The 25,032-nt window shown below is 58.1% G+C and carries 23 protein-coding genes; 14 read left to right on the forward strand and 9 right to left on the reverse strand.

Annotated features, from left to right (window positions below):
- Nucleotides 1-13: 13 nt before the first annotated feature.
- On the reverse strand, nt 14-421 hold the full coding sequence (locus MTX78_RS14960; protein WP_243795848.1) for an HD domain-containing protein: 408 nt from the start codon (nt 419-421) through the stop codon (nt 14-16).
- A 963-nt stretch (nt 422-1,384) separates the two neighbouring features.
- Here MTX78_RS14960 and rbsK point away from each other — a divergent pair.
- On the forward strand, nt 1,385-2,293 hold the full coding sequence (gene rbsK / locus MTX78_RS14965; RefSeq protein ID WP_243795849.1) for a ribokinase: 909 nt from the start codon (nt 1,385-1,387) through the stop codon (nt 2,291-2,293).
- Between the two features lie 15 nt (nt 2,294-2,308).
- On the forward strand, nt 2,309-3,283 hold the full coding sequence (locus tag MTX78_RS14970; protein ID WP_243795862.1) for a nucleoside hydrolase: 975 nt from the start codon (nt 2,309-2,311) through the stop codon (nt 3,281-3,283).
- A gap of 448 nt (nt 3,284-3,731) precedes the next feature.
- On the opposite strand, the gene MTX78_RS14975 is transcribed toward MTX78_RS14970, so the two are convergent.
- From MTX78_RS14975 to MTX78_RS25275, 5 genes are all read right to left on the reverse strand, one after another.
- Nucleotides 3,732-4,121, reverse strand: coding sequence for a lipocalin-like domain-containing protein (locus MTX78_RS14975; RefSeq protein ID WP_243795864.1), 390 nt, complete (start codon nt 4,119-4,121; stop codon nt 3,732-3,734).
- Nucleotides 4,122-4,608: 487 nt separating this feature from the next.
- Nucleotides 4,609-4,788 carry a hypothetical protein gene (locus MTX78_RS14980; protein WP_243795865.1) on the reverse strand — a complete coding sequence of 60 codons (180 nt, stop codon included), beginning with the start codon at nt 4,786-4,788 and terminating at the stop codon, nt 4,609-4,611.
- 944 nt (nt 4,789-5,732) lie between these two features.
- Complete coding sequence (locus tag MTX78_RS14985) at nt 5,733-6,773, reverse strand: NAD(P)-dependent alcohol dehydrogenase (protein ID WP_243795866.1); 1,041 nt, start codon at nt 6,771-6,773, stop codon at nt 5,733-5,735.
- Nucleotides 6,774-6,873: 100 nt separating this feature from the next.
- Nucleotides 6,874-7,788 (reverse strand): helix-turn-helix domain-containing protein, encoded by a 915-nt coding sequence (locus tag MTX78_RS14990; protein ID WP_243795868.1) that lies wholly within the window; start codon nt 7,786-7,788, stop codon nt 6,874-6,876.
- Nucleotides 7,789-8,124: 336 nt separating this feature from the next.
- Nucleotides 8,125-8,253, reverse strand: a complete 129-nt coding sequence (locus tag MTX78_RS25275) for a hypothetical protein (RefSeq protein WP_262924440.1) — start codon at nt 8,251-8,253, stop codon at nt 8,125-8,127.
- 100 nt (nt 8,254-8,353) lie between these two features.
- On the opposite strand from MTX78_RS25275, the gene MTX78_RS14995 reads away from it, so the two are divergent.
- The 8 genes from MTX78_RS14995 (at nt 8,354) to MTX78_RS15030 (ending at nt 16,045) form a co-directional block, all read left to right on the forward strand.
- Complete coding sequence (locus MTX78_RS14995) at nt 8,354-9,181, forward strand: helix-turn-helix transcriptional regulator (RefSeq protein WP_243795870.1); 828 nt, start codon at nt 8,354-8,356, stop codon at nt 9,179-9,181.
- 70 nt (nt 9,182-9,251) lie between these two features.
- Nucleotides 9,252-10,073: an SDR family oxidoreductase gene (locus MTX78_RS15000; protein ID WP_243795872.1), complete on the forward strand. Its 822-nt coding sequence runs from the start codon at nt 9,252-9,254 to the stop codon at nt 10,071-10,073.
- Nucleotides 10,074-10,336: 263 nt separating this feature from the next.
- Nucleotides 10,337-11,113: an SDR family oxidoreductase gene (locus MTX78_RS15005; protein WP_243795874.1), complete on the forward strand. Its 777-nt coding sequence runs from the start codon at nt 10,337-10,339 to the stop codon at nt 11,111-11,113.
- Between the two features lie 17 nt (nt 11,114-11,130).
- Nucleotides 11,131-11,331, forward strand: a complete 201-nt coding sequence (locus MTX78_RS15010) for a hypothetical protein (protein ID WP_243795887.1) — start codon at nt 11,131-11,133, stop codon at nt 11,329-11,331.
- 1 nt (nt 11,332) lies between these two features.
- The gene (locus tag MTX78_RS15015) at nt 11,333-11,686 is read left to right on the forward strand and encodes a hypothetical protein (RefSeq protein ID WP_243795889.1); all 354 of its coding nucleotides are present in this window, start codon (nt 11,333-11,335) and stop codon (nt 11,684-11,686) included.
- 164 nt (nt 11,687-11,850) lie between these two features.
- Nucleotides 11,851-12,771, forward strand: a complete 921-nt coding sequence (locus tag MTX78_RS15020) for a helix-turn-helix domain-containing protein (RefSeq protein WP_243795915.1) — start codon at nt 11,851-11,853, stop codon at nt 12,769-12,771.
- A gap of 467 nt (nt 12,772-13,238) precedes the next feature.
- Complete coding sequence (locus MTX78_RS15025) at nt 13,239-14,345, forward strand: MBL fold metallo-hydrolase (RefSeq protein ID WP_243795923.1); 1,107 nt, start codon at nt 13,239-13,241, stop codon at nt 14,343-14,345.
- Nucleotides 14,346-14,812: 467 nt separating this feature from the next.
- Nucleotides 14,813-16,045, forward strand: coding sequence for a putative sensor domain DACNV-containing protein (locus MTX78_RS15030; RefSeq protein ID WP_243795925.1), 1,233 nt, complete (start codon nt 14,813-14,815; stop codon nt 16,043-16,045).
- A gap of 113 nt (nt 16,046-16,158) precedes the next feature.
- On the opposite strand, the gene MTX78_RS15035 is transcribed toward MTX78_RS15030, so the two are convergent.
- Nucleotides 16,159-17,154 (reverse strand): helix-turn-helix domain-containing protein, encoded by a 996-nt coding sequence (locus MTX78_RS15035; RefSeq protein WP_243795927.1) that lies wholly within the window; start codon nt 17,152-17,154, stop codon nt 16,159-16,161.
- Between the two features lie 397 nt (nt 17,155-17,551).
- Between MTX78_RS15035 and MTX78_RS15040 the strand changes: the two genes are divergently transcribed.
- The 4 genes from MTX78_RS15040 to MTX78_RS15050 all read left to right on the forward strand — a co-directional run bounded on the left by MTX78_RS15040 (nt 17,552) and on the right by MTX78_RS15050 (nt 22,806).
- The gene (locus MTX78_RS15040; protein ID WP_243795928.1) at nt 17,552-20,320 is read left to right on the forward strand and encodes a TonB-dependent receptor; all 2,769 of its coding nucleotides are present in this window, start codon (nt 17,552-17,554) and stop codon (nt 20,318-20,320) included.
- Between the two features lie 62 nt (nt 20,321-20,382).
- Nucleotides 20,383-22,041 carry an FAD-binding dehydrogenase gene (locus MTX78_RS15045; protein ID WP_243795930.1) on the forward strand — a complete coding sequence of 553 codons (1,659 nt, stop codon included), beginning with the start codon at nt 20,383-20,385 and terminating at the stop codon, nt 22,039-22,041.
- Between the two features lie 24 nt (nt 22,042-22,065).
- Complete coding sequence (locus MTX78_RS25455; RefSeq protein ID WP_394805618.1) at nt 22,066-22,164, forward strand: BBE domain-containing protein; 99 nt, start codon at nt 22,066-22,068, stop codon at nt 22,162-22,164.
- A gap of 141 nt (nt 22,165-22,305) precedes the next feature.
- Nucleotides 22,306-22,806 (forward strand): hypothetical protein, encoded by a 501-nt coding sequence (locus MTX78_RS15050; protein WP_243795936.1) that lies wholly within the window; start codon nt 22,306-22,308, stop codon nt 22,804-22,806.
- 333 nt (nt 22,807-23,139) lie between these two features.
- On the opposite strand, the gene MTX78_RS15055 is transcribed toward MTX78_RS15050, so the two are convergent.
- Together MTX78_RS15055 and MTX78_RS15060 are read right to left on the reverse strand one after the other, a co-directional pair.
- Nucleotides 23,140-23,376 (reverse strand): hypothetical protein, encoded by a 237-nt coding sequence (locus MTX78_RS15055; RefSeq protein ID WP_243795938.1) that lies wholly within the window; start codon nt 23,374-23,376, stop codon nt 23,140-23,142.
- A gap of 327 nt (nt 23,377-23,703) precedes the next feature.
- A complete protein-coding gene (locus MTX78_RS15060) occupies nt 23,704-24,765 on the reverse strand; it encodes an ATP-grasp domain-containing protein (protein WP_243795940.1) in 1,062 nt (353 codons plus the stop codon).
- Nucleotides 24,766-25,032: the final 267 nt, after the last annotated feature.

The following is a 25,032-nucleotide window of genomic DNA, read 5'->3' on the forward strand; positions in this document are numbered from 1 at the left end:
GGGTAAGGGTTGCTCAAGCAGCGTATACTGGTCGAGGTCGAGATAAATCGTTGTAGTGAAAGAGGTGGCAGGCCAGCGCCGCCTGAATCTCGGGGTGCGTCAGTACCGCTTCGTAACGCTGTTCGTGGTAGTCTTCTCCATCTATATCGAGCACGTAATCAATCAGGTGTGAAAAGGCTGTGTGTGAGACATCATGCAGCAAGCCCGCGAGCTGCTCGCGTATACTGCCCCCTAGGTGCCTGATAAGCAGCAGCACACCTACTGAATGGTCGAAGTGGGTGTGGTTGATGGCCGGGTCAGCCAACACAACAGCGCCGCCCTGATGAATGCCGCGTAAGCGCTGGATGGGCGCCGTGTGCAGCAAGTCAGTAAGGGCAGCGGTCAGTTCCACCAAGCCGTAGAGCCGGTCTTCGTAATGCATGGTTGGCAGGATAGGGGATACTTAAACGCCAAAGGTCTAAAAGATGACCTTATAGGATAATCGTTGTTATAAGCGCATCCTCGAAATCGTAATGATTTTCAACTAAGCTAGCCGTTACTCTTAGCATGGTACTTTACTGAAGCAGGTTCGACACGGTATCACTCAATTACCACCGCGAGACGTAGGCAACGATTCCTTCATCACCTTCTGCGAATTCAACGAGTACCCAATTAGGATTCATTGCCAGCTCCCGCACTCGAAGCGACGTACGGTACTCTACTTGATAGACAGCTATGCCCATCGCTGCGAGTTGCTTGCGCAGATTCAGTAGGCTGGCTGTAACATAATAGGTCGCACCAACCCGCAATGGCACCACAGTGCTCCTTCCTTGGAGCGGAATGGGAGCTACTTTAGAAGCCCTTAGGGCCTCGAGTAGTCCATACAACGCACCGCAAAGCCACCAGACCTAGAACATGAACCAAATGTAAGAAGGCTCTATTCCTTACCAACTTAGATTATTCGCAGTTTAAGTAAAATCAATCGCTTGCGAGCTGCGAAGCCCTTTTGCATACTGTGAACGACCTATCACGGCACATAAAAAGGCTATAACGTTTACGTAATGGCACTCTTATAATGCCAAGTTTCCCACTAAACGGTGCTTGTATCATTTTTTAAACGTCACCCTGTAAAACGTCCGAAGCAAGTGCATATAGGCGTGATAAGGGGCTCAGGCGCACCTTCTTGCGCTAGACTAATTAAGTAGCCGGGCGCAATTACCCTACGCGTACCGACTACTTTTACTGGACCATGCGCCTATGTACCCTTCCCTGCCGCTGCTCCCTGCGCCGTAACTTCATCACACTACTACTACTCGGTGCCGGTGCAGCGGCGCGGGCGCAGGAAATGACGCCCGCTGCCTAGGAGGCCGCCCAAAATTGATTGCTGGTCTTTGCTTGCTTCTCCATGCCTGTTCTCATTATTGGTAGCTATAATATCGATTTAGTTGTTCGCTGCCCCCGATTACCCGCGCCGGGCGAAACCCTCTTGGGCGGCACCTTCGCCCAGCACCACGGCGGCAAAGGGGCCAATCAGGCCGTCGCAGCGGCCCGCCTCGCCACGGCCGGTCAGGTGCACTTCGTCGCCACAGTAGGCGACGATGAATTCGGTCGGCAGGCGCTGACGCAGTTGCGGGCCGAAGGAGTGAACACCGCGGGCGTGCGCGTGGCCCCCGGTCAGCCTTCGGGGGTGGCCCTGATTAACGTGGCGACGGGAACGGGTGAAAACAGCATCAGCGTCGCCGCTGGGGCCAACGAGCACCTGAGCCCGGCCGACGTCGACGCAGCGCTGGCCGACGCCGCCGCCGGCACGGTGGTGGTGCTCCAACTCGAAACACCCCTGCCGACAGTCATCCACGCGGCCCGGCAGGCCGCGGCGCGCGGGTTGCGCGTGATCCTGAACCCGGCCCCGGCCCAGCCGCTACCGGCCGGCCTGGGCGCGGACCTCTACGCGCTGACGCCTAACGAAACCGAGGCGGAAACGCTGACCGGCGTGCGGGTAAGCGATGCGGTCACGGCCACCCTCGCCGCGGACCGCCTGCACGCGGCCGGGTTCGGCCGGGTCGTCCTCACGCTCGGCGCGCAGGGCGCCTACTGGTCCGACGGCACGGGGGCAGCGCTGGTCGCGGCCCCGGCGGTGCCGGCGGTCGACACCACGGCCGCCGGCGACTGCTTCACCGGGGCGCTGGCGGTGACCTTGGCCGAGGGCCACGCGTTGCCCGAAGCCGTGGCGTTTGCGTGCCGAGCGGCGGCGCTCGCCGTCACCCGGCCCGGCGCCCAAGCCAGTTTACCTACCCGGGCCGAACTTTCCGGCTAATTTCCTCTTCTGTTCATGGACAAGCGCCTCCTCCTGATTGACACCGACCCCGGCGTGGATGACGCCATGGCCATTCAGTTTGCCTTGGGCCTGCCCCAGTTCGACGTGCAGGCCCTGACCACTGTGTTCGGCAACGTGGCCGTGGAACTGGCCACCACCAACGCGCTCCGGCTGCTGCATTTGGCCGGCCGCGCCGACATTCCCGTGGCCCAAGGCGCCGCCCATCCCTTGGCCGGCGCGTTCAACGGGGGCGCCGCCTTTGTGCACGGCGACGACGGCCAGGGCAACACCGACTATCCCCCGGCGCCGACGCAGGCCGTCGCCCAGCCCGCCGCCGAGCTGCTGGCCGAGGTGATCAGCCGTCATCCCGGGCAGGTCACCCTCGTCGCGCTGGGCCCGCTCACCAACCTGGCGCACGCCCTGCGCTTGCGACCCGGGCTGGTGCACGAAGTGGCCGAAGTCGTGGTCATGGGCGGCAATGCCTTCTGTGCCGGTAATGCCACCCCCGCGGCGGAAGCCAACGTGTTGTCCGACCCCGACGCAGCGGACGTGGTGCTGGGGGCGGACTGGCCCCTTACCCTGTTTGGGCTCGACGTGACGCAGCAAGTCAATATGCCCGGCGCGGTGCTGGACGAGCTGGCCCGTCTCACCGGCCCGCTCAGCGCCTACGTGGGCCAGATGGTGCCGTTTTACCGCCGCTTCTGCGAGCGGATGCGCCAGATTGACGGCATCTTTGTCCACGACGCGACTCCCCTGGCCTATCTGATTGCGCCGGAGCTGTTTCGCTTCGTGCACCACCCGGTGCGCGTCGATACGTCCCCGGGCATCGGCCGGGGTAAAACCTGGCCGGCCCCCAGCGACCCTGCCCAGCTGCAACGCCCCGCCCTACGGCCTTGGCTCGGCCGCCCGAACGTCAAGATTGCCGTCGGGGTGCAGGGCAGCGCGGTGGTGAGCCGCTTGCGGGAAGAGTTGCTGAAAAGCAATCTGTGAGTCACTTGCCGGAAGCCTTGCTGCCGCCGGGTGCTTCGCGTACGTTTAGCTCCTGCTGCTACGAAAAGACCGGGGTCGGCTCTTCGCTTGCCGGAGTACTATACGAGGACGAAAGCGCTGGCAAGAGTCGGCCATAGGGGGTGCGCTGTTACATGGATAGGCGCACTTTATAGGTAGTCCCTCCACCCAACGCACGTATGGAGGCAAGCGCCTCCACTAGAAGAGGTGCGTAGGAGAGGCTAGGGAGGGAATAACTCTTCTCCTGTGATTCCTTGGAAAAGCCACGTAGCATAATACAACTTCTCGGACACGAAAAGCGTGGCCTATCACATGTTCTAAGCTTGAAAGGCCACTCTGCCTAGTGCTTTTCTTGCGCTACGTTTTTGGTCGGTATGATTCCTCCGTTACTGCTCTTTCCCTTAGATAGCTGGTTCGAAGCGGATTCGAGCTAGTTTTTTACTCGGACGTAGTGCTCAACTATTACACGATTTATACCCGCCTGCTCGACCTGCTCTTGGCCTTGCTGGATGAGAGTATCTCCCTTGAAAGCTACGGTAAAAGAAAACGTAGTTCCTTCCCACTTTCGGGCAGTGCAATAGTCCAACTGCTCGGTATACATATCGTTGCGCAAGGAATACCGGCCCCCGCCCGATACAAAAACCGCCGAATCCTGGCCTTTCTGTAGATCGTGCTGCAAGAAGGCAAAATGCGTGTCGTTGATGATTTTAATAAACGACTGCTTGCGAGTGAAATCAACAACCGTCGTGTCTCCCTTTTCAATGGTCGTTGCTCGTAGTAGCTGCCAGGTACCAACCAGCGGATGATCAACCGGTTTCAACGCTTTAGGTTCTCGGCACGAAATCAGAAAAACGCAACTCGATAAAAGGCAGCTGTTTAGTTTCATGTGCTTAGGCCTATGTTTTTGAACCTACTGCTCGCTTTATGCCAGCATGGCAGCTAGGTGGTGTTTACGCACCTGCTACTGTCCGTAGCCAGCTGCGACAGAAAGGTAGCACTGCGTACGGTTCTAGGGGCCAAGTATTTTCGTTGGTAAGAGGAGCCACACCCATCGTAGTGCTTGTTGCTGAGATGCAGATGGGTTCTATCTTCGGCAACCTTGTAAAGAGAGGTTTGCGACTGCACAGTATTCGTTCCGGGGCGTGGTAGTTGATGGTAGCCGCTGGCTCCGACTGACCACGGTGGATACTGCGCAGGGTACCAAGCGAGCGACTACCGTAATCTCCTTCCAGCCAGGGCTGCTCTACGCTCACAATGGGTATAGCGTGTCCTATATCGGGGTTGGGGGCTACCTACCCCGGGTTTACTTAACTTACCTCACTGCGCCCATACTGGCCAAAGGGAAAGTCAGGAGCTAGGTAGCCGAGACCGGGCCGTAAGTCGGCTACCTGACCGACGCTAGGCACCGCAATCCACTCGTCGATCCGCCGGAGGCCAATCGCCTTGCTCCCTACCGGCGGTAGGAACTGGGCTAATGTCGCGGGCATCGGGTATGAACTCCCAAATGGTTTGGGGATCGGCATGCGCTATACGAGGGTGGGAACTCGGCTGCACCAGGAAGAAAGTGAGCCATCCTATAACAGCGCCTTTCGGGTCCTATTTCTCCTATGTACTGACTCGCCGCTCTCCTACGGGCACCTAGCACGAGCTACCGTCCTGATGCCTTGAGATGAGGCTACGTAACGAATAGAGAACGGTCCTGCACGAGCGTTACGAGGTATTTGGTATTTTACTGTTGGTGAATTATAGCATGTAAAAACCATGTGGCAGCAGTCAGCCATAATATCGCGATGCGACAGATGAGGGCGTATTCCAGCACTTTGGGGTCTTACGCTGCTCACTTACCGAACACCACCGTTTATCGTTCTAGCTCCTGTTTGGCTGGATATAGTTAAGTGCATATGTGTAGAGCGCGTGAGCCTTTCCGGGCTGCTTGACCAGCAACTCATCTCAGTTGTATGCTAGGGCTTTATGATCTCCAGCTGATTTAGATCTATCCTGCCTTATTGCCGCTTACTCTGACGACGCGTTCCCCATATCTAAGCGGTGTTGATGCTGCAGGCCCACGCTTTTAAGACCTCGGTGACGGGGTCGAGCGTGCGGGCATAGGACAGCGCGTGATATTCCATGAGCACGGGCGGGCCGCGGGTGCACCATGCGGGCAATAAAGTGATGGGATTATAAATCCTTTAACTCCTTGGCTAGCACCTTCGTGAAGATACCCGGTACGCTGCACTCTAACCCGCAAGGCAATTTTCCGTTGTAGCGCGAATTCGCACCAGGAGGGCACGTAGAAAGGAGATGACGCTTACTTCCACCCGCTACGTTGCGCTTGCTTGGGGGAAGGGCTGCCTGTTGCTCTTCCCCCAAGCAAGCACAACGCGTGCCGCACGTACTAGCTGGGAGTTCCAATTGCCGGGACCTGCCGCCCTTACAAGGTGGCCATGTCAATTACAAAGCGGTAGCGCACATCGCCTTTCAGCATCCGCTCGAAAGCAGAGTGAATATCTTTGATGTCTATCACTTCGATGTCTGACACTAGGTTGTGCTCGGCGCAGAAATCCAGCATTTCCTGGGTTTCGGGTAGGCCCCCGGCCCCTGAGCCGGTCACTGTTTTGTTGCCATTCGCTAGGCTGAAGGAAGGCACCTGCAAGGGCGCCAGCGGCATGCCCACGTTGATGTAGGTGCCGTTGGTGCGCAGCAGGGGCAGGTACAGGTTGATGTCGTGGTCGGCCGCCACCGTGTCCAAAATAAAATCAAATTGCCCCTGCACGGCCGCTACTTCGGCGGCGTTCTTGGTGACGACAAAGTGGTGCGCGCCTAACGCCTTGGCATCTTCGCGCTTGGCTTCGGAAGTGCTGAGCACAGTCACGTCGGCCCCGAAGGCCACGCCGAATTTGACGCCCATGTGTCCCAGGCCACCCAGGCCCACCACGGCCAGCTTGTGGCCGGGACCTACCCGCCAGCGACGCAGGGGCGAGTAGGTGGTGATGCCGGCGCACAGCAGTGGGGCCACGGCGGCTAGGTCCAGCTTCTCGGAAATTCGGTGGGCAAAGTCCTCGTGCACCACGTTGTGGTTGCTGTAGCCGCCGTAGGTAGGCAGCCCGTCGTGGCCGGTGCTGTTGTAGGTCTGCACCGGGCTTACCTGGCAGAATTGCTCCTGGCCATTCGCGCAGTCGGCGCAGTGGCGGCACGAATCGACCATCACGCCGACGCCGACCAGGTCACCGACCTTAAACTTGTGGGCGTGCGCGCCCACGGCCACCACGCGACCTACCATTTCGTGACCAGGTACCAGCGGGAATTGGCTGTGCCCCCATTCGTTGCGCAGCAGGTGCCAGTCGGTGTGGCACACGCCACAGTACAGAATTTCGATTTGTACGTCGTGGGGCGCCAGGTCGCGGCGCTCGAACGTCCAGGGGGCTAAATCGGTTTGCGCATCGTGCGCGGCGTATCCTTTGGCAGCTAGCATCGGGGTCGGTTAAAAAGTAGTGAACTCGACAAAGGTCCGCCTGCCCCCACCGGCTGGTTAAGCGAATACCCAACCAAAACTTGTCTTATTCAAACCTGCCTTAGCGGACCAGCCGCCCGGATGCCTCGGCCCGCCGGAATGCGTTGGGCGACGTGCCGGCGTGCTTGCGAAAAAAGTGGTTGAAGTACGTGGGGTCGGCAAAGCCTAGCGCCTCGGCTACGTCGGCAATGGGCCAGTCGGCATGCTGCAGCAAGCGCTTAGCCTCCTGCGTAATACGCGCCGCCAGGTGCGCGCTGGTCGGTCGCCCCGTTACGTCGCGCAGCACCCGGCTCAGGTAGTTGACGTGTACGCCCAGGTGCTGGGCAAAGGCCTCCGCTGTGTGCAACGGCAGGGGCCGGGCGGGTGACGTGACGGGAAACTGTGTTTCCAACGCCTGCAAAAACTGGGTGGCTAGTCGGCTGGCCGCACTCGGGTCGGCCAGCTGCGGCACGTCGGGTTGCATGCGCAGGGCTTCGTGCAGCAGCAAGTGCACGTGCGTGCGCAGTAGGTCGAACTTATAGCGGTACGAGGAATTGACCTCGGCCAACATCTGCTGGAAAAGTTGGGTCAGGAACGCGCATTGCTCGTCGGTGAGCAGAAATACGGGACTGGTACCCAGCTGAAACAAGGGTGAATCTGCCCACGGCACCCCCTGCCCCGGCGTGGACAGAAACTCGGTGGTAAACAGACAGCAATACCCGTGCAGCGGCTCGATAGGCGTGCAGGCATAGGGGGCGAGCGGATTATAGAGCAGCAGCGCGGGACTCTCAATCCGCAGTGAGTGCCCGGCGTATTGCAGCTGCGTGGTGCCGCCCGTGTAGAGGCTAATTTGGTAAAAATCGCGGCGGCCGTAGGGCAGGCTCGGCTGACTGACCCCAGTGGCAATAGGATAGACGTTGAACGGCTGCGGCACTTGCGGCAGATGCTCCTGCAAGTAGTGCTGGTGAAACTGGCTGAGGGATTCGCGAGGCGACATGAAGGGCGTTGAAAAGGGCGAATGCTACGCTACAACTACTCATTGGTCAGTATGTTGCTAGGTACAGCCGGTGCCCAGCCGAATAGCATTTATGATAGGACACGTCGCTCTCAAAGGTCGGAAATTGGTGCGGCAAGCACAGGATTGAGCTTGATAATCCGACGGAGAGCACCACCTAGGTACAAACCAGGACCACTTCAGCGTATCCTGATGAGGGGATAAGATTTCCTAACCGGTGCGGCGCAAACCGTAGGGAAATAGTGCTGTAAGGAAGCCCCTTTTGAAGGTCAACAGGTTAGAAGTGCCATTCCCCGTGACTATTGCCCAAACCATGACTTACGCCCGTGGCCAGCCTAGCAGCTTGGACATGGGCGACATTCTGGTGCGGCCAACGGCCCGGAATGGAGCCGTCATGCCACCCTGAATCATGTTGGGCAGCGAGCAGGCTTCACGGACTGTGAACACGCACGTGGGTTAGAGACGCAAGCAACATTGAGCTTTCTACGCAAACACATAGTATCAGCATTCTATGACCTTTGTTTGGTCGGTTGAAACCAGTAGACAAATGAAAACGGAACCCTCCCCTACCCTTAATCAGCCAGGCATACTCTACTCAGAGTACGCAAACCGCTACGTGGACGCGGACCAATGTGTGGCCGTGCATGGCCTAACCTATCTGCTGGCGGGGAGCCTGCGGGTCACGGAAGTCGGACAAAGTCGTGTATTCGAGGCGGGCAGTTTGCTGTTCACTCGCAAAAACTTCCTAGCCAAATTCACCAAGCAGCCGGCCGCAGATGGGCCTTTTCGAGCCATTACAGTGGCATTTGATACTCTTACTCTGCTCGCAGCCAGTCAAGCATACGGCAAACGTAGCGAGCCACTCCCTGCGAGTAGTCCGGCCATTACGGTTCTAAACACAACCCCGCCGCTCCAGCAACTCGGCGAGTCTCTCCAACCTTATTTCGCCCAGTCCTTGCCCGCGTCCCTGGCTCACGTGAAGCAACAGGAAGCCTTAGCATTGCTCCTGCAGGCCCACCCGGCCCTGCAACCGGTACTGTTCCATTTCGCGCCGCCCGGTAAAATCGACCTGGAAACCTTTATGCGGCAGCACTTCCGCTTCAATGTTGGCCTGCCACAGCTGGCGTACCTCACGGGGCGGAGCCTGGCCAGCTTCAAACGGGATTTTCACCGGATTTTTCGCACCTCGCCCGCCCGCTGGGTTTACCAACAGCGACTGGCCGAAGCCCATTACTTGCTGCAACAAGAACACAAGCGTCCTTCGGAGGTGTACCAGGAAGTGGGCTTTGAGAGCTTGGCGCACTTCTCCTATGCCTTCAAGCGGCTGTTTGGTTGCCCGCCTTCCAGCGTGTATGCGCCCGGTCTGGCCGGTTAGGGCGGGTGCGAGCTTTTACCAGCCCGTACGCCTTCTAGCTACAACTATACTACCCTCTTTTCCTTGCTTTATGCCTACCATCTTCATTACTGGCGCTTCGTCCGGCCTCGGGAAAGCCACAGCCAAACTTTTTGCCGCCCGGGGCTGGCGCGTCATGGCCACCATGCGCCACCCCGAGTACGAAACCGAGCTTGGGCAGGTGCCGGGCGTGCACCTGCTGCCGCTGGATGTAACCGACCCGACTCAGATCGAGCAGACGGTGCAACGCGCTATTGCGCTGCACCCTGTCGACGTGGTATTCAACAATGCTGGCTACGGCCTTATCGGCGCGCTGGAAGCCGTGTCGGATGAGCAGATTACGCAGTTGCTTACTACCAATCTGCTCGGCGTCATTCGGGTCACGAAGGCGTTTCTGCCCCATTTGCGGGCCAAGCGGTCTGGCCTTATTTTGAGCACGACGTCCATGGGCGGCTTCCTCACCTTTCCACTCTACTCAATTTACCACGCCGCCAAGTGGGCCGTGGAGGGCTGGAGTGAGAGCATGTCGTTCGAGTTGGCCCTGCATAACATCCGCATCAAAACGATTTCACCCGGCGGTACCGCCACTGACTTCACGGGCCGCTCGCTGCAGGTAGCTGAGCATGAGGCCTACAGTGGCTTATTTCAGCAGCTGTTGGCCGGGCAGGAAGGCGTCCAGTTTGCGCCCGCTGAGGTTATTGCCCAGGTGGTGTATGCGGCGGCGACTGATCCACAAGATCAACTTCGCTACCCGGCCGGCCCCGATGCCGTAGCCGCTTACGCCCAGCGGCAAGCAGCTGGCCCTGAAGTTTTCCGTCAAGGGGTGGCCGCTCAATTTGGGTTGCCCAAGCCAGCAATTCAACCAGCCACTTAGCGCCCGTTAGTTTGCGCTGCATTGCCTGCAGATACCACCTGGTTCCGCTCCGCCACTAGGTGCCCCGCTAACCAATGGCTAGGCACGTACCCGAAGCCGGTACAAGAGAATCCTACTTCAGGCCCTCTCTATTTCCTACAAGGGAATTGTTTGAGATGACGAGTGACTTTTGACTACAACAAAAGGCGTTTTGGCTACAGCCGCTTTTTACGTGGGATTGACCTTTGTTCTGTCACTATCACCCCACGTAAAATAGCCGGAAAATGGAATTGAAGAACAACACCGTCCTGATTACGGGCGGGACAAGCGGGTTTGGGCTGGAATTCACCAAACGCTTCCTGGAGTTAGGGAATACCGTACTTATCACGGGCCGCAATCCGGCGAAACTAGCCGAAACCAAAAAGCTGTTTCCGCAAGTCCACACCTTTCAAAGTGATATCAGCAAGCCCGAAGATATCCAGGCCTTGTATCAGCAAGTGCTGGAGAGATTTCCTGACCTGAATATCCTCATCAACAACGCCGGTGAGATGCGCAAGCTTGTTCTCCACGACGAGCATGATCTGCTGGATATCACCCGGGAGATAGAAATTAACCTAATGGGACCGATCCGGATAATCCAACAGTTTCTACCCCACCTGAAAAAGAAAAGTGCCGCCGCCATTCTCAATGTCACGTCCGGCATTGCCCTGATGGCCTTTCCCATCGCGCCCGTGTACGGCGCCACGAAATCCGGGCTGCGTTCCTATACCCAATCGTTACGGGTGCAACTGAAGAACACCAGTATCAAGGTGTTTGAATTGGTAGCGCCTGGCTCCCCCACCCCCTTGAACGATAAGTTCAAGGAGCTAGATGGCTTTAGTTCGAGCGGTATGCTGGCGCCTGAAAAAATAGTGGCAGCCGCCATCAAAGCCATGCAGCAAGACAAATGGGAGATTTATCCTGGCCTGCTGCGGGCCATTCGCTTTGTTATCCGGCTGGCCCCGCAATTTGTGCTGGCGCAAGCCAGTAAAATCGGTGCTTCCGCCATGCAAGGCAAATAACTGTAAGATACTCCAGCATGAAAAACGATACCAAAGGGGTGGCAGCCGCCATTGGGCTCACCTTGCTTAACCTAATTCCATTCGCCGGCCTTTTCCTGTACCTCAAACAGGGAACTCCATCGCCTGATGATACGAGAAGAATCTTAGTGAGTACGTTAGTTGATATTCCAGCCCGATTGGCAATGGGCTATTTGCTCAACACCTACATCTGCAACTGACATGGCCAAGAACATAATTGCCTTGCTGCTAATGGCCCTGTCGGTCAGCTTATCCTTCAAGCACGGCTGGGATTCGTTGCAGGTCAAAGACAATCCGGCACCGGCAAAAATGATGAGCGAATTGGGTATTAGCAGCGCACTAGTTCCTCTTTTGGGAGGGATTACTATCGCTATTGGCTTACTGACGCTGTTCCCGAAAACATTCTTCCTTGGCAACCTACTCAACGCGCTATCCATTGTGGCAATAATGGCGTTGGCCTTACAAGCTGGCAATTTCAAAATTGCCTTGCTGGAAATTCCTTTTTTGCTACTTCCTCTGGGACTGATCTATTTACGCTATCCTTTCCAAGGGTAATACGCCAGGGTGAATCGCCAGTGCTCCTTCAGTGGTAAAGCAACTTCAATGCTTCAGTGACGAGCAAAAAGGACAGGGCGTTTACCAACTATCCTTCAGCTAAATAATACTTAGCGCTTCAGTGCGAATTTCTATTGTAAAGAGGATCAACAACTGAAAATGCCATGACCAGCAATAAACCCCTACGAATAAAAACAATTACGGAAGGCCATCGAATTTTGGGCTTGCCCAAACCTGAACATCCCTTGATCAGTGTGGTAGAGTATGCCGCGCTGCAAACCCCCGCCGCCGACACGACGCATACTGGAGCGCTGTTCGATTTTTATTTTATTTCCCTTAAAAAAGGATTTCGCAATAAATTTTACTACGGACAACAGCAGTATGACTTTGATGACGGGATGATGTATTTCGTGGGTCCCAATCAATTAGTCAGAGGCGCTGGCCCAAGCCCAGAGGATGACCTTTCCGGCTGGATTCTGTTGGTTCACCCGGATTTGCTGTGGGGCACACCCCTGGCGAAAACAATCAAAAAATACGAATACTTCGATTACTCGGTGAACGAAGCCTTATTTCTTTCAAATAAGGAAGAACTCATCATTAACAACATAATCGCCAATATTAAAACTGAATACCACGCGAACATCGATAAATTCAGCGAAAGTATTCTTGTTTCTCATTTTGAAACGTTGTTGAATTATTCGAAACGTTTTTATCAGCGCCAATTTATCACGCGTAAAAGGAGTAATCACCAAATTCTGGATCGGCTAGAAAAGTTGCTGGCAGATTATTTTACTAGTGATGATTTAGCGGTCAAAGGGCTGCCGAGCGTACACTATATTTCCAGTGAGCTCCATGTTTCGCCTACTTATTTACGCGGGCTGCTGAAGGTTTTAACAGGGCAGAATACGCAACAGTATATTCACGATAAACTGATTGAGAAGGCGAAAGAAAAATTATCAACCACCGCTTTGTCTGTCAGCGAAATTGCCTACGAATTAGGATTTGAACATCCCCAGTCATTTAGCAAACTGTTCAAGACAAAAACCAGCGTTTCGCCTTTGGAATTCCGGCAATCATTTAACTGAAAGTTTCCCTCTCCCGATGTCGGCTCGCCTCTTCGGAAGCACGGCCAGACAGCGTACACGGGCCCTTTTTGTTGCCAAAAACCCATGCGCGCTACGAGCAGTAGTCCCGGGCCCTGGCTGGTGTACCTCCGTGAACGACTAGCTCACCTACCCGACCAGTCAGGCGCGGCATTCCACCCACTCGGCACGTAGTGGGGGTCCTTACCCGAGTAGGAAGAACAGGAAGCAGATACATAGTAGGCAACGAGCCTTGGGTAGACACCCGCCTGCTCGGTAGCGGTCGGCGCTATTCGACGACGATCTGGCTATCCACAACTTGTGCGCGGGGAGTCTTTCGTGTAAACGCGGCGCTGGGCACTAGCCGATCCGATCTGCGGACATCAGCACTGCCCCTGAAGCGGGAGCAGTGTACCGTTCTCCCTGGCACGGGGTCGGGACGCCCTTTTCACTTTTCAGCACTGAAGTTCATGGGTAATCGATTGCTAGTTTCGCTGCTAACTACGGCGACGGTCGCCCACTTGGGTATGGTGACCGGCTGCGCTCCTTCGGCGGCTCGGCGGGCCGTGTACGCCCACTCAAGTTATTACGCGCACGGTCGATTTGTCAACCAACAGCCTACCTCTTCACTCTCGGCCGGCAACCCCTTCTCCGTGCTCTGGCACTTTCTTACGACCAAAGTCCCGGACCGCGAACCCACCGCCCCGCTGCCCGTTGTGCCGCTGGACATCGCCTCGCTGACGGACCGCCGGCCGGAGCTGGTGCGCGTGACGTGGCTGGGCCATTCCTCAAGCCTAGTGGAAATTGCTGGCTACAAGCTCCTGCTCGACCCCGTGCTGGGTTTCACGATCGGCCCCGTCGCCTGGGTATCGCCGCAGCGCTACACCCGCACGGTACCGGCCACGGCCGCGCAATTGCCTTTTATCGATGCCGTCCTGATTTCGCACGACCACTTCGATCACCTGGACCGCGCAACCATTGAGTTGCTGCGCGACAAAGTGGGGCACTTTTACGTGCCCCTGGGCGTGGGGTCCCATTTAGTTAGGTGGGGCGTGGCGGTTGGACGCATCACCGAGCTAAACTGGGGGGAAGAAGCCCGATTGTCCGGCCTGACGCTGGTCTGCACACCTACGCACCATGGCTCCGGACGGGGCGGGCGCCGCGACGCAACCTTGTGGGGCTCCTGGGTTATGCAGGCCGCGACCTGCCGCCTCTTTTTCAGCGGCGACGGGGGCTACGGCCCCCATTTCAAAACCATTGGGGACGCCTACGGGCCGTTTGATTTGGCCTTGATGGAATGCGGGCAGTATAGCCCGCAGTGGGCGCCGATGCACATGCTGCCCGAACAAACCGTGCAAGCGGCTCTGGACTTGCGGACCCGCCGGATGCTGCCCGTGCACTGGGCGGCCTTTTCGGAGTCGTTGCATCCTTGGACCGAGCCCGTGGAGCGGGCGCTGGCAGAAGCCGCCCGGCGGGGTCTGCCTCTGACCACCCCCCGTCTGGGCGAACCCGTGCTTATTACCGATTCCACGCGGTGGCCCACCGCCGCCTGGTGGCGGTTGGTGAGGCCTCAGTGATACCACGGAGTCAACTCGCTGGGCTCCGGCAGCTGACGGCTCTTTTCTATCGGCTTCGAGACGACATGCGCTTTCTGCTTCAGTGGGCACCATGAGAAGCTAGACGTCACTTCCTCGCTACACCCTAAGTTTCCTGTTTCTACCCTTTACCACAACCTGTTGCAGCTTTACGTGGGGTTTGACATCCTGCCCTAACAAGGTTCGAGTCTGGAGTGCTGCCAGGCCGATATGTAGAGAGCTAGCCAAGCTACTCGAGGAGGGTATAAGGCTCCTCGACTACCAAGACCTAGCGGGGTTTCGCCACTAAGTCGCCCCCCCCTTTCATGCTACGCAAGCCGCCCCTCTTCGGGAAGTTGTCACAACCAACTTGTGTCCGCTGCTACCTATTTCTCGAGTCGGGTAGGCTAGGGCTTCCTGTACGCTGCTAATTCGAAGCCTAATCCCTTCCTCACCACGCCGCATGTATCATGTCTAGCCCCCTACACTATTATCCCGCTGATCTGGCGGTGGCTCTGCGACAGCACTGGGCTCCCGACGCCCCCCCGCTACCCACTGCAGCGGTGCTTACTGCCTTTCTCTCCACGCTCTACCAAGCTAGTATGTTGGCCGAGGAAGGCCGCCCCGTTGTATGTCACTTGGTGCTGGCGACCCCGGCCGAGCTGGAAGCCCAGGCCGTAACGCTCACCGATTTTCACTTGCTGCGCTTTGCCGAGCCCCGCGCCTACTCCGAGCAGGAGTTGCGCCGGCTCAGTCCCGCCGTGCAGCAGGCCAGCAGTTTACTGGCCGTGGCCCCCACCGCAGACGGTAATTTGCACCTTTGGGGGATGCTTTTCAGCGAACATGAGTGGGACCAGTTCGTAGACCAACCCCGCCAGAGTACGGCGGTGCCGCCGCGCGCGCTGCTGGTACAGGTAAATGGGCCAGGAAACCTCGTTTTCTATGACGGGGCGCACCGCGTCCTCACCTTACAGCGGGGCCGGATTGATGGGCACGGCTTTTTGTCCTTTCCCCTGACCTGGATCGAAGGGCGCATTGTGATAAGTCAGCAGCTGGCCGGCCAGGACCTGTCGCCGGAGAAGCGGGAGCTGTTTCGCCATCTTATCTTGCTGCTCCAGCGGCGGATACTGACCCGCGTCCGGGCCAGCGGCCATGGCGCGCTCATCGTGATGGTGCCCGCCGACCGCATTGCCCCCCTGACGGCCCCCGGCGGGGTCTTGTGCCCTAAGTACCCGGTGCTGCCCGGTGGAGGAACGAGCTCGCGCTTTGCGGCGCTAGCCCAAGCCGTGATTCGCCGCTTGGCCGCGCTCGGGGAAGTGAGTTGGGCGCACTATCAGCGGACTCACGATGACGAACTGCTGGTCCTCGCTGCCGAAATCGAGCACTTGGCCGACTATTTGGCTGGGCTTACCGCCGTTGATGGGGCCTTGGTGCTCACCCAATTCATGGATCTGGTAGGTTTCGGGGTTGAAATACAAGCCACGCAGGTTTCGCTGGAACAAGTCTACCGGGCTCTCGACCTGGAGGCCCAAGCGCGTCAGCCCTTGGCCGTTGACCACGGGGGCACCCGCCACCGCGCCGCCTACCGTCTCTGCCTGGCCGCGCCTGACTGTTTGGCCATCGTCGTTTCGCAGGACGGCGGGGTGCAGTTTGTGGGAGAGCAGGCCGGGCAGGTGGTCGTCTGGGACCAGCTTACCTACTAACCGGGAACACGCGCTCGTAAGGCAACTGCAGGCAAGAAGCTATATAGATTAATATCTCATGAGGTTCTGAGCCCTTCCTAAGCCCTCCAATGGTCCGTTTTTACTCGACCACCTTATAGGGTTTTTGCTCGTTGCTGAATGTTCTGGCGTATCGCATTGAAAAACTGATTGCGTTCCTTTTCTCCTACGCCACTGACGAGAGTGGACTTCTTCATCAGATTGTCCATGTTAGCAAACATGAAGTCGTTGAACCCTTCATCCCGAGTGCCCAGAAAATGTAGTACACTGTGGTTGAGGTACGTTAATCGGATGTCATTCAGCTCCACCAGCAAGGTGTTGTCCCCTAGAATGAGCTCGTTTACGAATAAGCGGTAGGGCAAGCGGTTGCTGTTAGGCTGCTTCAAGATGCACTTTACGCCAATTTCCGCCTGGTATTCGATGGACTCAAGCAGCTCGGCCAATTTTTCATAGAGTAGGCGCGCATCATCTGCCGAGGCAAAAGCGCCGGCTTCGTGGTAAAACTCGATCTGGCGCAGCGTGCTGTTTACACTTTCTGCATTCCAGATTTCCGTGGTGGGCATTTCGTGGTACAAGGCTACAATACGTTGGCATAGGGCGTGGCCAGCATCGTACTGCGGATCGCCGAAACGAAACCGGACGCCCTTTAGGCTGTCGTAATGCAGGATGGACTTCATCCAAAAGAACATCTTGAACTCGGCCAACTCGGGAATCTGGAAGTGATAGAACGGGGGAATGTCTTTGAGCAGGTAGTACAAGTGCCGCTTGCCGAAACTATTCATAAGCTGCAATTGGCCCAGCATGTGAGTTAGCCAGCTTTCCAGCGTAACCGGACTAGATGCTACAGGCTTGCCCGTGAATAATACCGCATCGCTTTGCAGGTTCAGCAGTTGATCGAGGGACACCTTGTAGTGGGCGGCCAACTGCTGAAGCTCGCCTAAGTCGAGGGGCTTTTCGCCTCGAATGCGGCGGTAGGCGCTGTCCGTGCTGATTCCGAGTAGCTCGGCTACCTCTTCCACCAAGGCTTTGTGGGGTGGCACGTGGCTTTTAAGATGCTGAAAAAACAGGCTCTGGCTGGTAGCGGGGTTCATGGCTGTATCTTTTGGTAAAAGCTGCTGACACGCCAGCCATTATTAGTAGATAATACTACAAAAATTAAATATTTAATAGGTCAGCTACAAAAAATGCCATTGCCAGTGTCCTGCATTACTAGGAGAAGTAAAACTCATCACTGCTAGACTACAGCCCTTATTTATCACTTAGAGAAGAGGCAATTACACCTATACTTTTATCACGGCAGCAACCGCTACCCAACTGAACTGCCTTAGAACCCGGAATTGCCCCAGCCGCCGATCTAATCTGTCGCTCATGTTAGCTAAGCGGTAACGACCAGTGCGCTACAGGTTGTCAGTCAGTTGCTTAACTCTAGGCCCCACTACGGCCCTGATGTTTGCTGCACGCTTGTAATCCATCTCTCATTTCCAGACTATGAACACAAAAGCTACGTTTCACTCGCTGCTGTTCGCTTTTTTACTGTCGCCGTTGGGCGCTTGGGCACAGCAGCAACCTCTGAGCGGCCGGGTGCAGAACGAAGCCGGGCAAGCATTACCCGGGGTGACAGTCTTCTTGAAGGGCACCTACATCGGGGGCAGCACGGATGAAAATGGTCGTTTTGAACTCCGGGAAGGCAAACCCAGCAACGCTCCGTTGGTGCTGGTGGTGTCGCTGGTGGGCTACGAAAGCCAAGAAATCCCTCTGACCTCGTTTAGCGCGGCTACCCCGGTGGTACTGAAGCCCAGCACCCTGCTCGACCAAGTGGTAGTGGCCGCGTCGCGCGTGGAGGAGACGATTGGGCAGGTCCCAGTGACAGTGGAAAAGCTCGATCAGCGGCAGGTGCAGCAACTCACCACCCCCGATTTGGTGGCAGGCCTGGGGCGGTTCAAATCCATCGACATCAGCAGTTCCAGCATGCTGACCACCAGCTTCAGCACCCGGGGCTTCAATTCCTCACGGGCCGACCGGGTCATTCAGCTGGCCGACTACGTGGACACGGCCGCGCCCAGCCTGAGCACCAACTTCGGCAACCTGCTGGGCATTCCAGTGCTGGACGTGGCCAGCGTGGAAATCGTGCACGGACCGGCCTCGGCACTCTACGGCGCCAATGCCTTCAACGGGGTGCTGCTCACCAACTCCCGCGACCCTTTCCGCGACCCAGGGTTGAGCGTGCGGCTGCGGGCCGGCAACCGCCATATGCTCGATGGCCAGCTGCGCTACGCCGTGAAGCTGGGCGAGCGGGTGGCCTTTAAAGTGGCGGGTGGCTACATTCAGGCTCATGACTTTACGGCTAATAACCAGGATGCTACGTCCCAGTTGATTGAACCCGCCAACAACCCGGTCGGCTCCAACCTAGGCTACGACGCCGTGAGCCGCTACGGCGACATTGGCAACACGTTCACGGCTACCGGCGGGGCTTTGGCTGGTAAAACGGTGTTTCTGCCTGGCTACTCCGAGGCCGACCTGATTGGCGGCGACAACAAAACCTACTCGCTGAAAGTGGCCCCTAGTTTATCGGTGCTGCTCACCGACCGGGTGAAAGCCACGGTGGGCTACAAGTACAACATCACCAGTAGCACCTACCAGGCCGGGGCGCGGTACCGCTTCGAAAACAGCGGCGTGCAGCAAGCCAAAGTGCTGGTGGAAGGTCGCAACTGGTTTGTTCGCGCCTTTACCACCCGCGACTTTTCCGGTGGGCGGGACTCCAAAACCGATGGTTCCTACAACTTAGGCTTCTTAGGGGCTTTCCTGCAAACCCAGTTGGCTCCGGGCTTCAACGTGCCTATTGGCGGGGGCAATACTCGCCCCGGTAGCTATGCGGAACGCTACTTCGGCACCTACGCCACAGTATATAATCAGGCCTTCGCTGCCAACGGAGGCAATGCTGCCGCTGCCGCTCTAACGGCTCGCACCGCGGCCAACGCTAATGCGCCGCTGCTGCAACCCGGCACGCCGGAATTTGCGGCGGCCCGCGACCGAATCATCCACAATCCCACGCCGGGTGTGGGGGCGCGGCTTGTTATCCGCTCGTTGCTGAACGACGGCAGCGCACAGTACAACTTCAAATCCGACGTGGTGGACGTGGTGGTAGGTGGGTCCTACCGGCAGTACTTGCTAGGCTCGGATGGCAGCTTGTTTCAGGACTCGCGGGAGGGAGGGCGAATCAGGAATTACGAGTACGGGGCCTACGTGCGGGCCAGCAAAGGCTTGGTGAACGAGCGGCTGCAACTGGCTGCCGCGGCCCGTGTCGACCGGTTCAAGAACTTCGGCACGGCTTTCTCGCCGCGCGTGTCGGCGGTGTACTCGGCAGGGCCGGAAAAGCAGCATAACCTGCGCGCCAGCTTCAGCCGCGCCCTGCGGGCTCCCGCGCAAGACAACCAGTACATCCGCCTCGATGTGGGGCGAGCCATCCTGCTGGGCAACGTCGAGAACGGATATAGAGGCTATACGACGGCGCTGGCTCCCCAACTGCCCGGGATTCTGGCCCCCACCCGGGCCGCCGACCTAGCCACCTACGAGTACCAAGCCGACCCCTTGAAGCTCGAAGAAGTGAACAGCGCCGAAGTGGGCTACCGCGCCCAGCTCACGCCGCAACTGTTTCTGGACGTGGATTACTTCTTCAGCGTCTACGACAACTTTATTGCCACCCAGAACTCCATTGGCAACGTGGACGGCACCCGGCCAACTCCTCAGCAGATTGCTGCCGCAGCACCCAGCCGCTTTCAGAGCCCTGCCAACCCTACCCGGGTCATCCAGATTGCCGCCAACGTCGACCAGCAGGTGCGCACCAACGGGGCCGGCCTAACGTTGAATTACACCTTCGCGACGGGCTTGGTTTTAAGCGGCAACTACAGTTACAACGAACTGCTGACCACCAAGTTTAAGCCGGGTACGCAGTCGTTTTTCAACACGCCCAAGCACAAGTTCAACCTCGGAGCCAGCGGCCAACTGCTAGAGCGCAAGCTAAGCTACACGCTCAACTACCGCTGGGTGGACCGCTTCCTCTATGAATCCACTTTCGCCACCGGCACGCTGCCCCGGGCGCAAGTAGTGGATGCGCAGTTGGGCTACTCGGTGCCTAGCTTGCGCACTACTTTTCAGGCCGGCGGCACCAACCTGTTCAACTCCACCAATTACCAGGTATACGGCTCCCCAAGCTTCGGCCGGCTGGTGTATGTGGGCCTACTGTTCGAGGTGAAATAAGGTCTGCCTTTTCAGCCTATAAAACAGCGTTAAATAACCACAATATCCTACCCAGCAATGCTATGCATACCGAAGCAGACGTAATCATTATTGGGGCTGGCTTAGCTGGTTTGGTGGCGGCAACCGAATTGGCAGAGGCTGGCAAACGGGTGGTGCTGCTGGACCAGGAGCCCGAGCAAAGCCTGGGTGGGCAAGCCTTCTGGTCGTTGGGTGGGCTGTTTCTGGTTGACACGCCCGAACAGCGGCGTCTGGGCATTCGGGACTCCTATGAGCTGGCGTTGCAGGACTGGCTGAGTACAGCCGCGTTTGACAGGTTGGAAGATGCCTGGCCTCGCCGCTGGGCCGAAGCGTACGTGGCCTTTGCTGCCGGCGAGAAACGGACATGGCTGCACCAGATGGGCGTGCGCTTCTTCCCTGTTGTGGGGTGGGCCGAGCGAGGCGGTTACGGAGCCCTGGGACCCGGCAACTCGGTGCCTCGGTTTCACCTGACTTGGGGCACCGGGCCTGCCGTGATGGCCCCATTTGCTCGCCGGGTCCGCGAAGCGGTGCAACGCGGACGCATTACGTTGAAGTTCCGCCACTGCGTCACCGAACTGACGGTTACCAACGGCGTCGTGGACGGTGCCCAGGGAGAGATTCTGGAACCCAGTGCGGTACCCCGCGGCGCGAAAAGCTCCCGCCGCGCTGTCGGTGACTTTACGCTACGAGCCCAGGCCGTCATCGTGACGGCCGGGGGCATGGGCGGCAACCACGCGCTGGTGCGCCAGCATTGGCCCGCTCGTATGGGCACACCCCCACAGCATATGCTCTCGGGCGTGCCCGACCACGTCGATGGGCTGATGCTGGGCATCAGTGCCGCGGCGGGGGGGCATCTCATCAACCAGGACCGGATGTGGCACTACCCCGAAGGCCTGGAAAATTGGAATTCCATCTGGCCACAGCACGGCATCCGGGTGTTGCCGGGCCCTTCTTCGCTGTGGCTGGATGCGTGCGGCAATCGGCTGCCTGGCCCGCTGTACCCCGGTTTCGACTCGCTGGGCACTTTGCAGCACCTGCGGCAGACCGGCTACGACTACAGCTGGTTTGTGCTGACGCAGAAGATCATCCGCCACGAATTTGCCCTGTCCGGCTCCGAGCAAAACCCGGACTGGACCAACAAAAGCTGGCGCCAAAGCCTGGGCCGTGCGTTCGGTAAAGGCGCCCCAGCTCCGGTGGAGGCGTTCAAGCAGCACGGCACCGATTTCATAGTGCGCAACACGCTAGCCGAGTTGGTGCAGGGCATGAACGCCTTAACCGCCCAGCCGCTGCTTGACCCCGTTGCGCTGGCGCGCGAAGTACGGGCCCGCGACCAGCAGATCGACAACCCTTTCAGCAAAGACGGCCAGATAACGGCCATCCGGGGCGCGCGCCGCTACCTTGGCGACAAGCTGATTCGGACGGCCAAACCGCACAAGCTGCTCGACCCCACCCAAGGCCCGTTGATTGCCGTGCGGATGCACGTGCTGACCCGCAAAACGCTGGGAGGCCTGGAAACCGACCTCTCGGGGCGGGTGCTGGGCCCGGAAGGCCAGCCAGTGCCGGGCCTGTACGCGGCAGGAGAAGTGGCGGGCTTTGGCGGCGGCGGCATGCACGGCTACCGGGCCCTGGAAGGCACTTTCCTGGGCGGGTGCCTTTTCTCGGGTCGCGTGGCGGGACGGGCCGCGGCCCAGGAAACACTGTAATTGACGTCTTGGCAGCAGCAAGCTGTGCTTGGGCCACATGACGAACGGCTCCGGGCAGTCAAAAAGAAGCAGGACCCCACCAACTTCTATCGCTTCAACCAAAACATTCTCTCAGCTGCCTAACCGCAGGAACACTCCACCGAACCGACCACTGTGCCTTTCTCTCCCACTTATAGTGGACCGGAGTTTGGGCCACACCAGTTGCAACTGGCAAGTGGTATCACTAGTGACTCATTGTATCCAAAACAACTACCTCTTGCTCCAGTGCGTTATTCTCTGCTTCTGGTCGGTGGGCTCTCGAGTAGCCTGCTCGCCTTTCCCCTGCACGCGCAAACCACGCCCGACTCTACTACCGCTCGAGCTGCCCAGCCGGCGCTGGCACCGGTTTCAACCCGCGAGGACAGCATCCGAGCAATCCACCACCTCTATAAGGCGCGTCGCCGAACCGGCACCTGGTTTATTGCAGGCGGGGCGACGGCCCTTACGACAATCGGTATGCTCTATGCGGCAACGGCAGCCTTTTCTTCTGTTGTGAGCGCTGGCTATAGCTTGACAAACCAGCCCGCACCCACAGAAGATAACACGGGCTTTATCGCCGCCGCAGGCATTGTGGGAGCCGTGACGGTGGTCCCCGCCGTTGGCCTAAAATCCAGGTTCAGCCGCCAGAAAGAAAAGGCCCTGATCCAGGACTACGAACAAGGACAACCGCTACCGGCCGAGCTGCGCAGCGCTTTGCAGGATAAGTTTTTTCGGCGCACTCGGTAAGCTGGAGCAAATATTTGCAAGGCCATTTAGTCCAACGCGCCACGGAGTTAGCCCGCGTAGGGTATTCAAGCGCTTGGCGTGGTTGTAGGCCAGCAAATTGCAGGTGCTCGTTGAACTCATCGGTGGTCTGGTAGTGGAAGCGATGGACCGTCGCGTCTTTGAGGGTACGGTTCATGCGCTCAACCTGGTCGTTGGTCCAGGGATGTGTCGACTTGGTCAAGCGATGCTCTAAGCCGTATTCGCGGCAAATGCGGTCAAAGCTGTGCCCACCCGGCAGGAATTGGTGCGGCTCGGGCGTGATTGTACCCATTTTCCGTCAGCCCGGTATGGACTTTAATAAGGCAACTTGTCGAGCACGCGCCGCAGAAACTCGGCCGTGACCACCCGCTTGGCGCGATGATGCAGCTCGGCAAAGGCCACTTTGCTGGTGCGGTCAATGGCCACGAAGAGGTACTGCTTGCCTTCTTCGGTCTGCACTTCCGCGAAATCGACGTGCAGGTAGCCGGTGGGGTAGTCCTTGAACTTCTTTTTCGCAGGTCTCTGCCCGTATTCGTTCGGTAAGTTCGTCACAACTACGCTTGCAGCAGCGTGCTCCTCATTAAATCAGACGCCGCCTTAAACGATCCCATCCAGCAGCCCCCGTCTTTTATCCTTACATTATGGAACTTCACGGCGGTCACATCCGGGTTGAAAGCCAGGAGCAAGAAGGCACCTGCTTTTTCATTGACTTGCCTTGAATGTTCCGCTCTCTCCGAGAGCATTCTACTTGAATGAGGGTGCCAAACCCGTTCGAAAAGAGCTGTACGAACGGGTTCCCATGCTCCGCTGACGCCCACGAACACGCGGTTTTTGGGGGTGTTTTTCACTAGGTAATTCGAACACCCGATGCGAGTTCGGTTACGTCAGCGACCAGGCTTGGCGCAATATATTCATGAGCAGCGCGGCAAAGTCCCAGCCAATGGCATGCGCGGCTAAGGCCGAAAGGCTGTCTTGATTGGCCCGACCCGGTCGGCCAGGACCCGTCATGTTGGGTTTCATGTTCAGGTCGAACAGGTAGTAGGTGTCGCCGTGGGCGGCCTGCCGACAATCGATGCGGATAGGCGCTTTGGCCCCGACCAGCCGCGCCGCTGTGGCACACTGCTGCATCACCTGCTGCACGGCTGGAGTGGCCAGCTCCGCGGGCGCCATTACCTGACTGTTTTCGCTCACGGCGACTGTTCCATTGTAAGGCGCAATGCCCTGGTGGTGATGAAAGCGTTTGACCGGCGGCAGGCTCCAATAGTCGGCGTACTGCTGCTCGACTCCTCCCACCAGATACGCGCCCGGCGGCAGCACCGTCACCGTGATTTCTTGGCCCGGCAGGTACTGCTCGACCAGCACAGCCTCGCCAAACTCACCGGACGCGACCAGCAGCGGTAACCGCGCGGCCAAGTGGGCCGCGCTCAGCACGCGTTCCACCCCGGCGCTGCCTCGTCCCCGAATAGGCTTGAGCACCACCGGAAACTCGAACTCAGCCGGCAGTACCTCGGGCTGCGTCATGATGCGGGCGGCCGGGATAGGCAGGCCGTGGGCGCGGAGCCACTCGTTGGCCGTCCACTTGTCCTCATACGTTTCCGCTACAGCCGGGGGCTGGCCCACCAGCCGGCCGCCGTGCTGCAAGTACGCGTCAATCGGGTGGCCGACAAAGGGCACCGTGTTCAGCCACAGGATGGTGCCCCCCTGGGCCTGGGCCTGCGCAATGCCGGCGGCAGTGTCCGGAAACACCCAGTCTAAGTCGCGCGTCACCTGCGGCGCGGCGACGGGGGTGACAATAGGCACGCCCTGTTGCCGGAGGGTCACGGCAATGTCCGCCCCGCTATCGGCGTAGCCATTGGGCTTAAGCGGTTTGCGGATGCCGTTAATGACGGGCGGTACTTGGGCCTGATACAGGATGGCGACGGGGGCAAAAGAGAAGACCATACGACTAGGTACGAAGAGCAGCGCAAAGTAACGACCGCCACACTTGCTCGACGCGTTATCCAATCAACACAGCGCGAGGATGCACGCTACATAATGGGCGTAGCACCTTTGCCAGCGCATGACTTCCTATTGAAAATAAAAATGACTTCTCGAACAGCGACAAGTCTGATAACAGGCCCTTAACAGACCCTATCCGAAAGCCGGTGGTTGCTTGCATCACCCTTTCGCTGCCCTATACCACCTCGTGCGGCAAGACGTCAAAATGCC

This window comes from Hymenobacter tibetensis, assembly GCF_022827545.1.
Taxonomy (GTDB): domain Bacteria; phylum Bacteroidota; class Bacteroidia; order Cytophagales; family Hymenobacteraceae; genus Hymenobacter; species Hymenobacter tibetensis.

Bases quoted from the DNA above. Each gene is read 5' to 3' on its own strand.
- MTX78_RS14960 (WP_243795848.1), bottom strand. From the start codon at position 421: ATGCATTACGAAGACCGGCTCTACGGCTTGGTGGAACTGACCGCTGCC.
- rbsK (WP_243795849.1), top strand. From the start codon at position 1,385: ATGCCTGTTCTCATTATTGGTAGCTATAATATCGATTTAGTTGTTCGC.
- MTX78_RS14970 (WP_243795862.1), top strand. From the start codon at position 2,309: ATGGACAAGCGCCTCCTCCTGATTGACACCGACCCCGGCGTGGATGAC.
- MTX78_RS14980 (WP_243795865.1), bottom strand. From the start codon at position 4,788: ATGCCCGCGACATTAGCCCAGTTCCTACCGCCGGTAGGGAGCAAGGCG.
- MTX78_RS14985 (WP_243795866.1), bottom strand. From the start codon at position 6,773: ATGCTAGCTGCCAAAGGATACGCCGCGCACGATGCGCAAACCGATTTA.
- MTX78_RS14990 (WP_243795868.1), bottom strand. From the start codon at position 7,788: ATGTCGCCTCGCGAATCCCTCAGCCAGTTTCACCAGCACTACTTGCAG.
- MTX78_RS14995 (WP_243795870.1), top strand. From the start codon at position 8,354: ATGAAAACGGAACCCTCCCCTACCCTTAATCAGCCAGGCATACTCTAC.
- MTX78_RS15000 (WP_243795872.1), top strand. From the start codon at position 9,252: ATGCCTACCATCTTCATTACTGGCGCTTCGTCCGGCCTCGGGAAAGCC.
- MTX78_RS15005 (WP_243795874.1), top strand. From the start codon at position 10,337: ATGGAATTGAAGAACAACACCGTCCTGATTACGGGCGGGACAAGCGGG.
- MTX78_RS15010 (WP_243795887.1), top strand. From the start codon at position 11,131: ATGAAAAACGATACCAAAGGGGTGGCAGCCGCCATTGGGCTCACCTTG.
- MTX78_RS15015 (WP_243795889.1), top strand. From the start codon at position 11,333: ATGGCCAAGAACATAATTGCCTTGCTGCTAATGGCCCTGTCGGTCAGC.
- MTX78_RS15020 (WP_243795915.1), top strand. From the start codon at position 11,851: ATGACCAGCAATAAACCCCTACGAATAAAAACAATTACGGAAGGCCAT.
- MTX78_RS15025 (WP_243795923.1), top strand. From the start codon at position 13,239: ATGGGTAATCGATTGCTAGTTTCGCTGCTAACTACGGCGACGGTCGCC.
- MTX78_RS15030 (WP_243795925.1), top strand. From the start codon at position 14,813: ATGTCTAGCCCCCTACACTATTATCCCGCTGATCTGGCGGTGGCTCTG.
- MTX78_RS15035 (WP_243795927.1), bottom strand. From the start codon at position 17,154: ATGAACCCCGCTACCAGCCAGAGCCTGTTTTTTCAGCATCTTAAAAGC.
- MTX78_RS15040 (WP_243795928.1), top strand. From the start codon at position 17,552: ATGAACACAAAAGCTACGTTTCACTCGCTGCTGTTCGCTTTTTTACTG.
- MTX78_RS15045 (WP_243795930.1), top strand. From the start codon at position 20,383: ATGCATACCGAAGCAGACGTAATCATTATTGGGGCTGGCTTAGCTGGT.
- MTX78_RS15060 (WP_243795940.1), bottom strand. From the start codon at position 24,765: ATGGTCTTCTCTTTTGCCCCCGTCGCCATCCTGTATCAGGCCCAAGTA.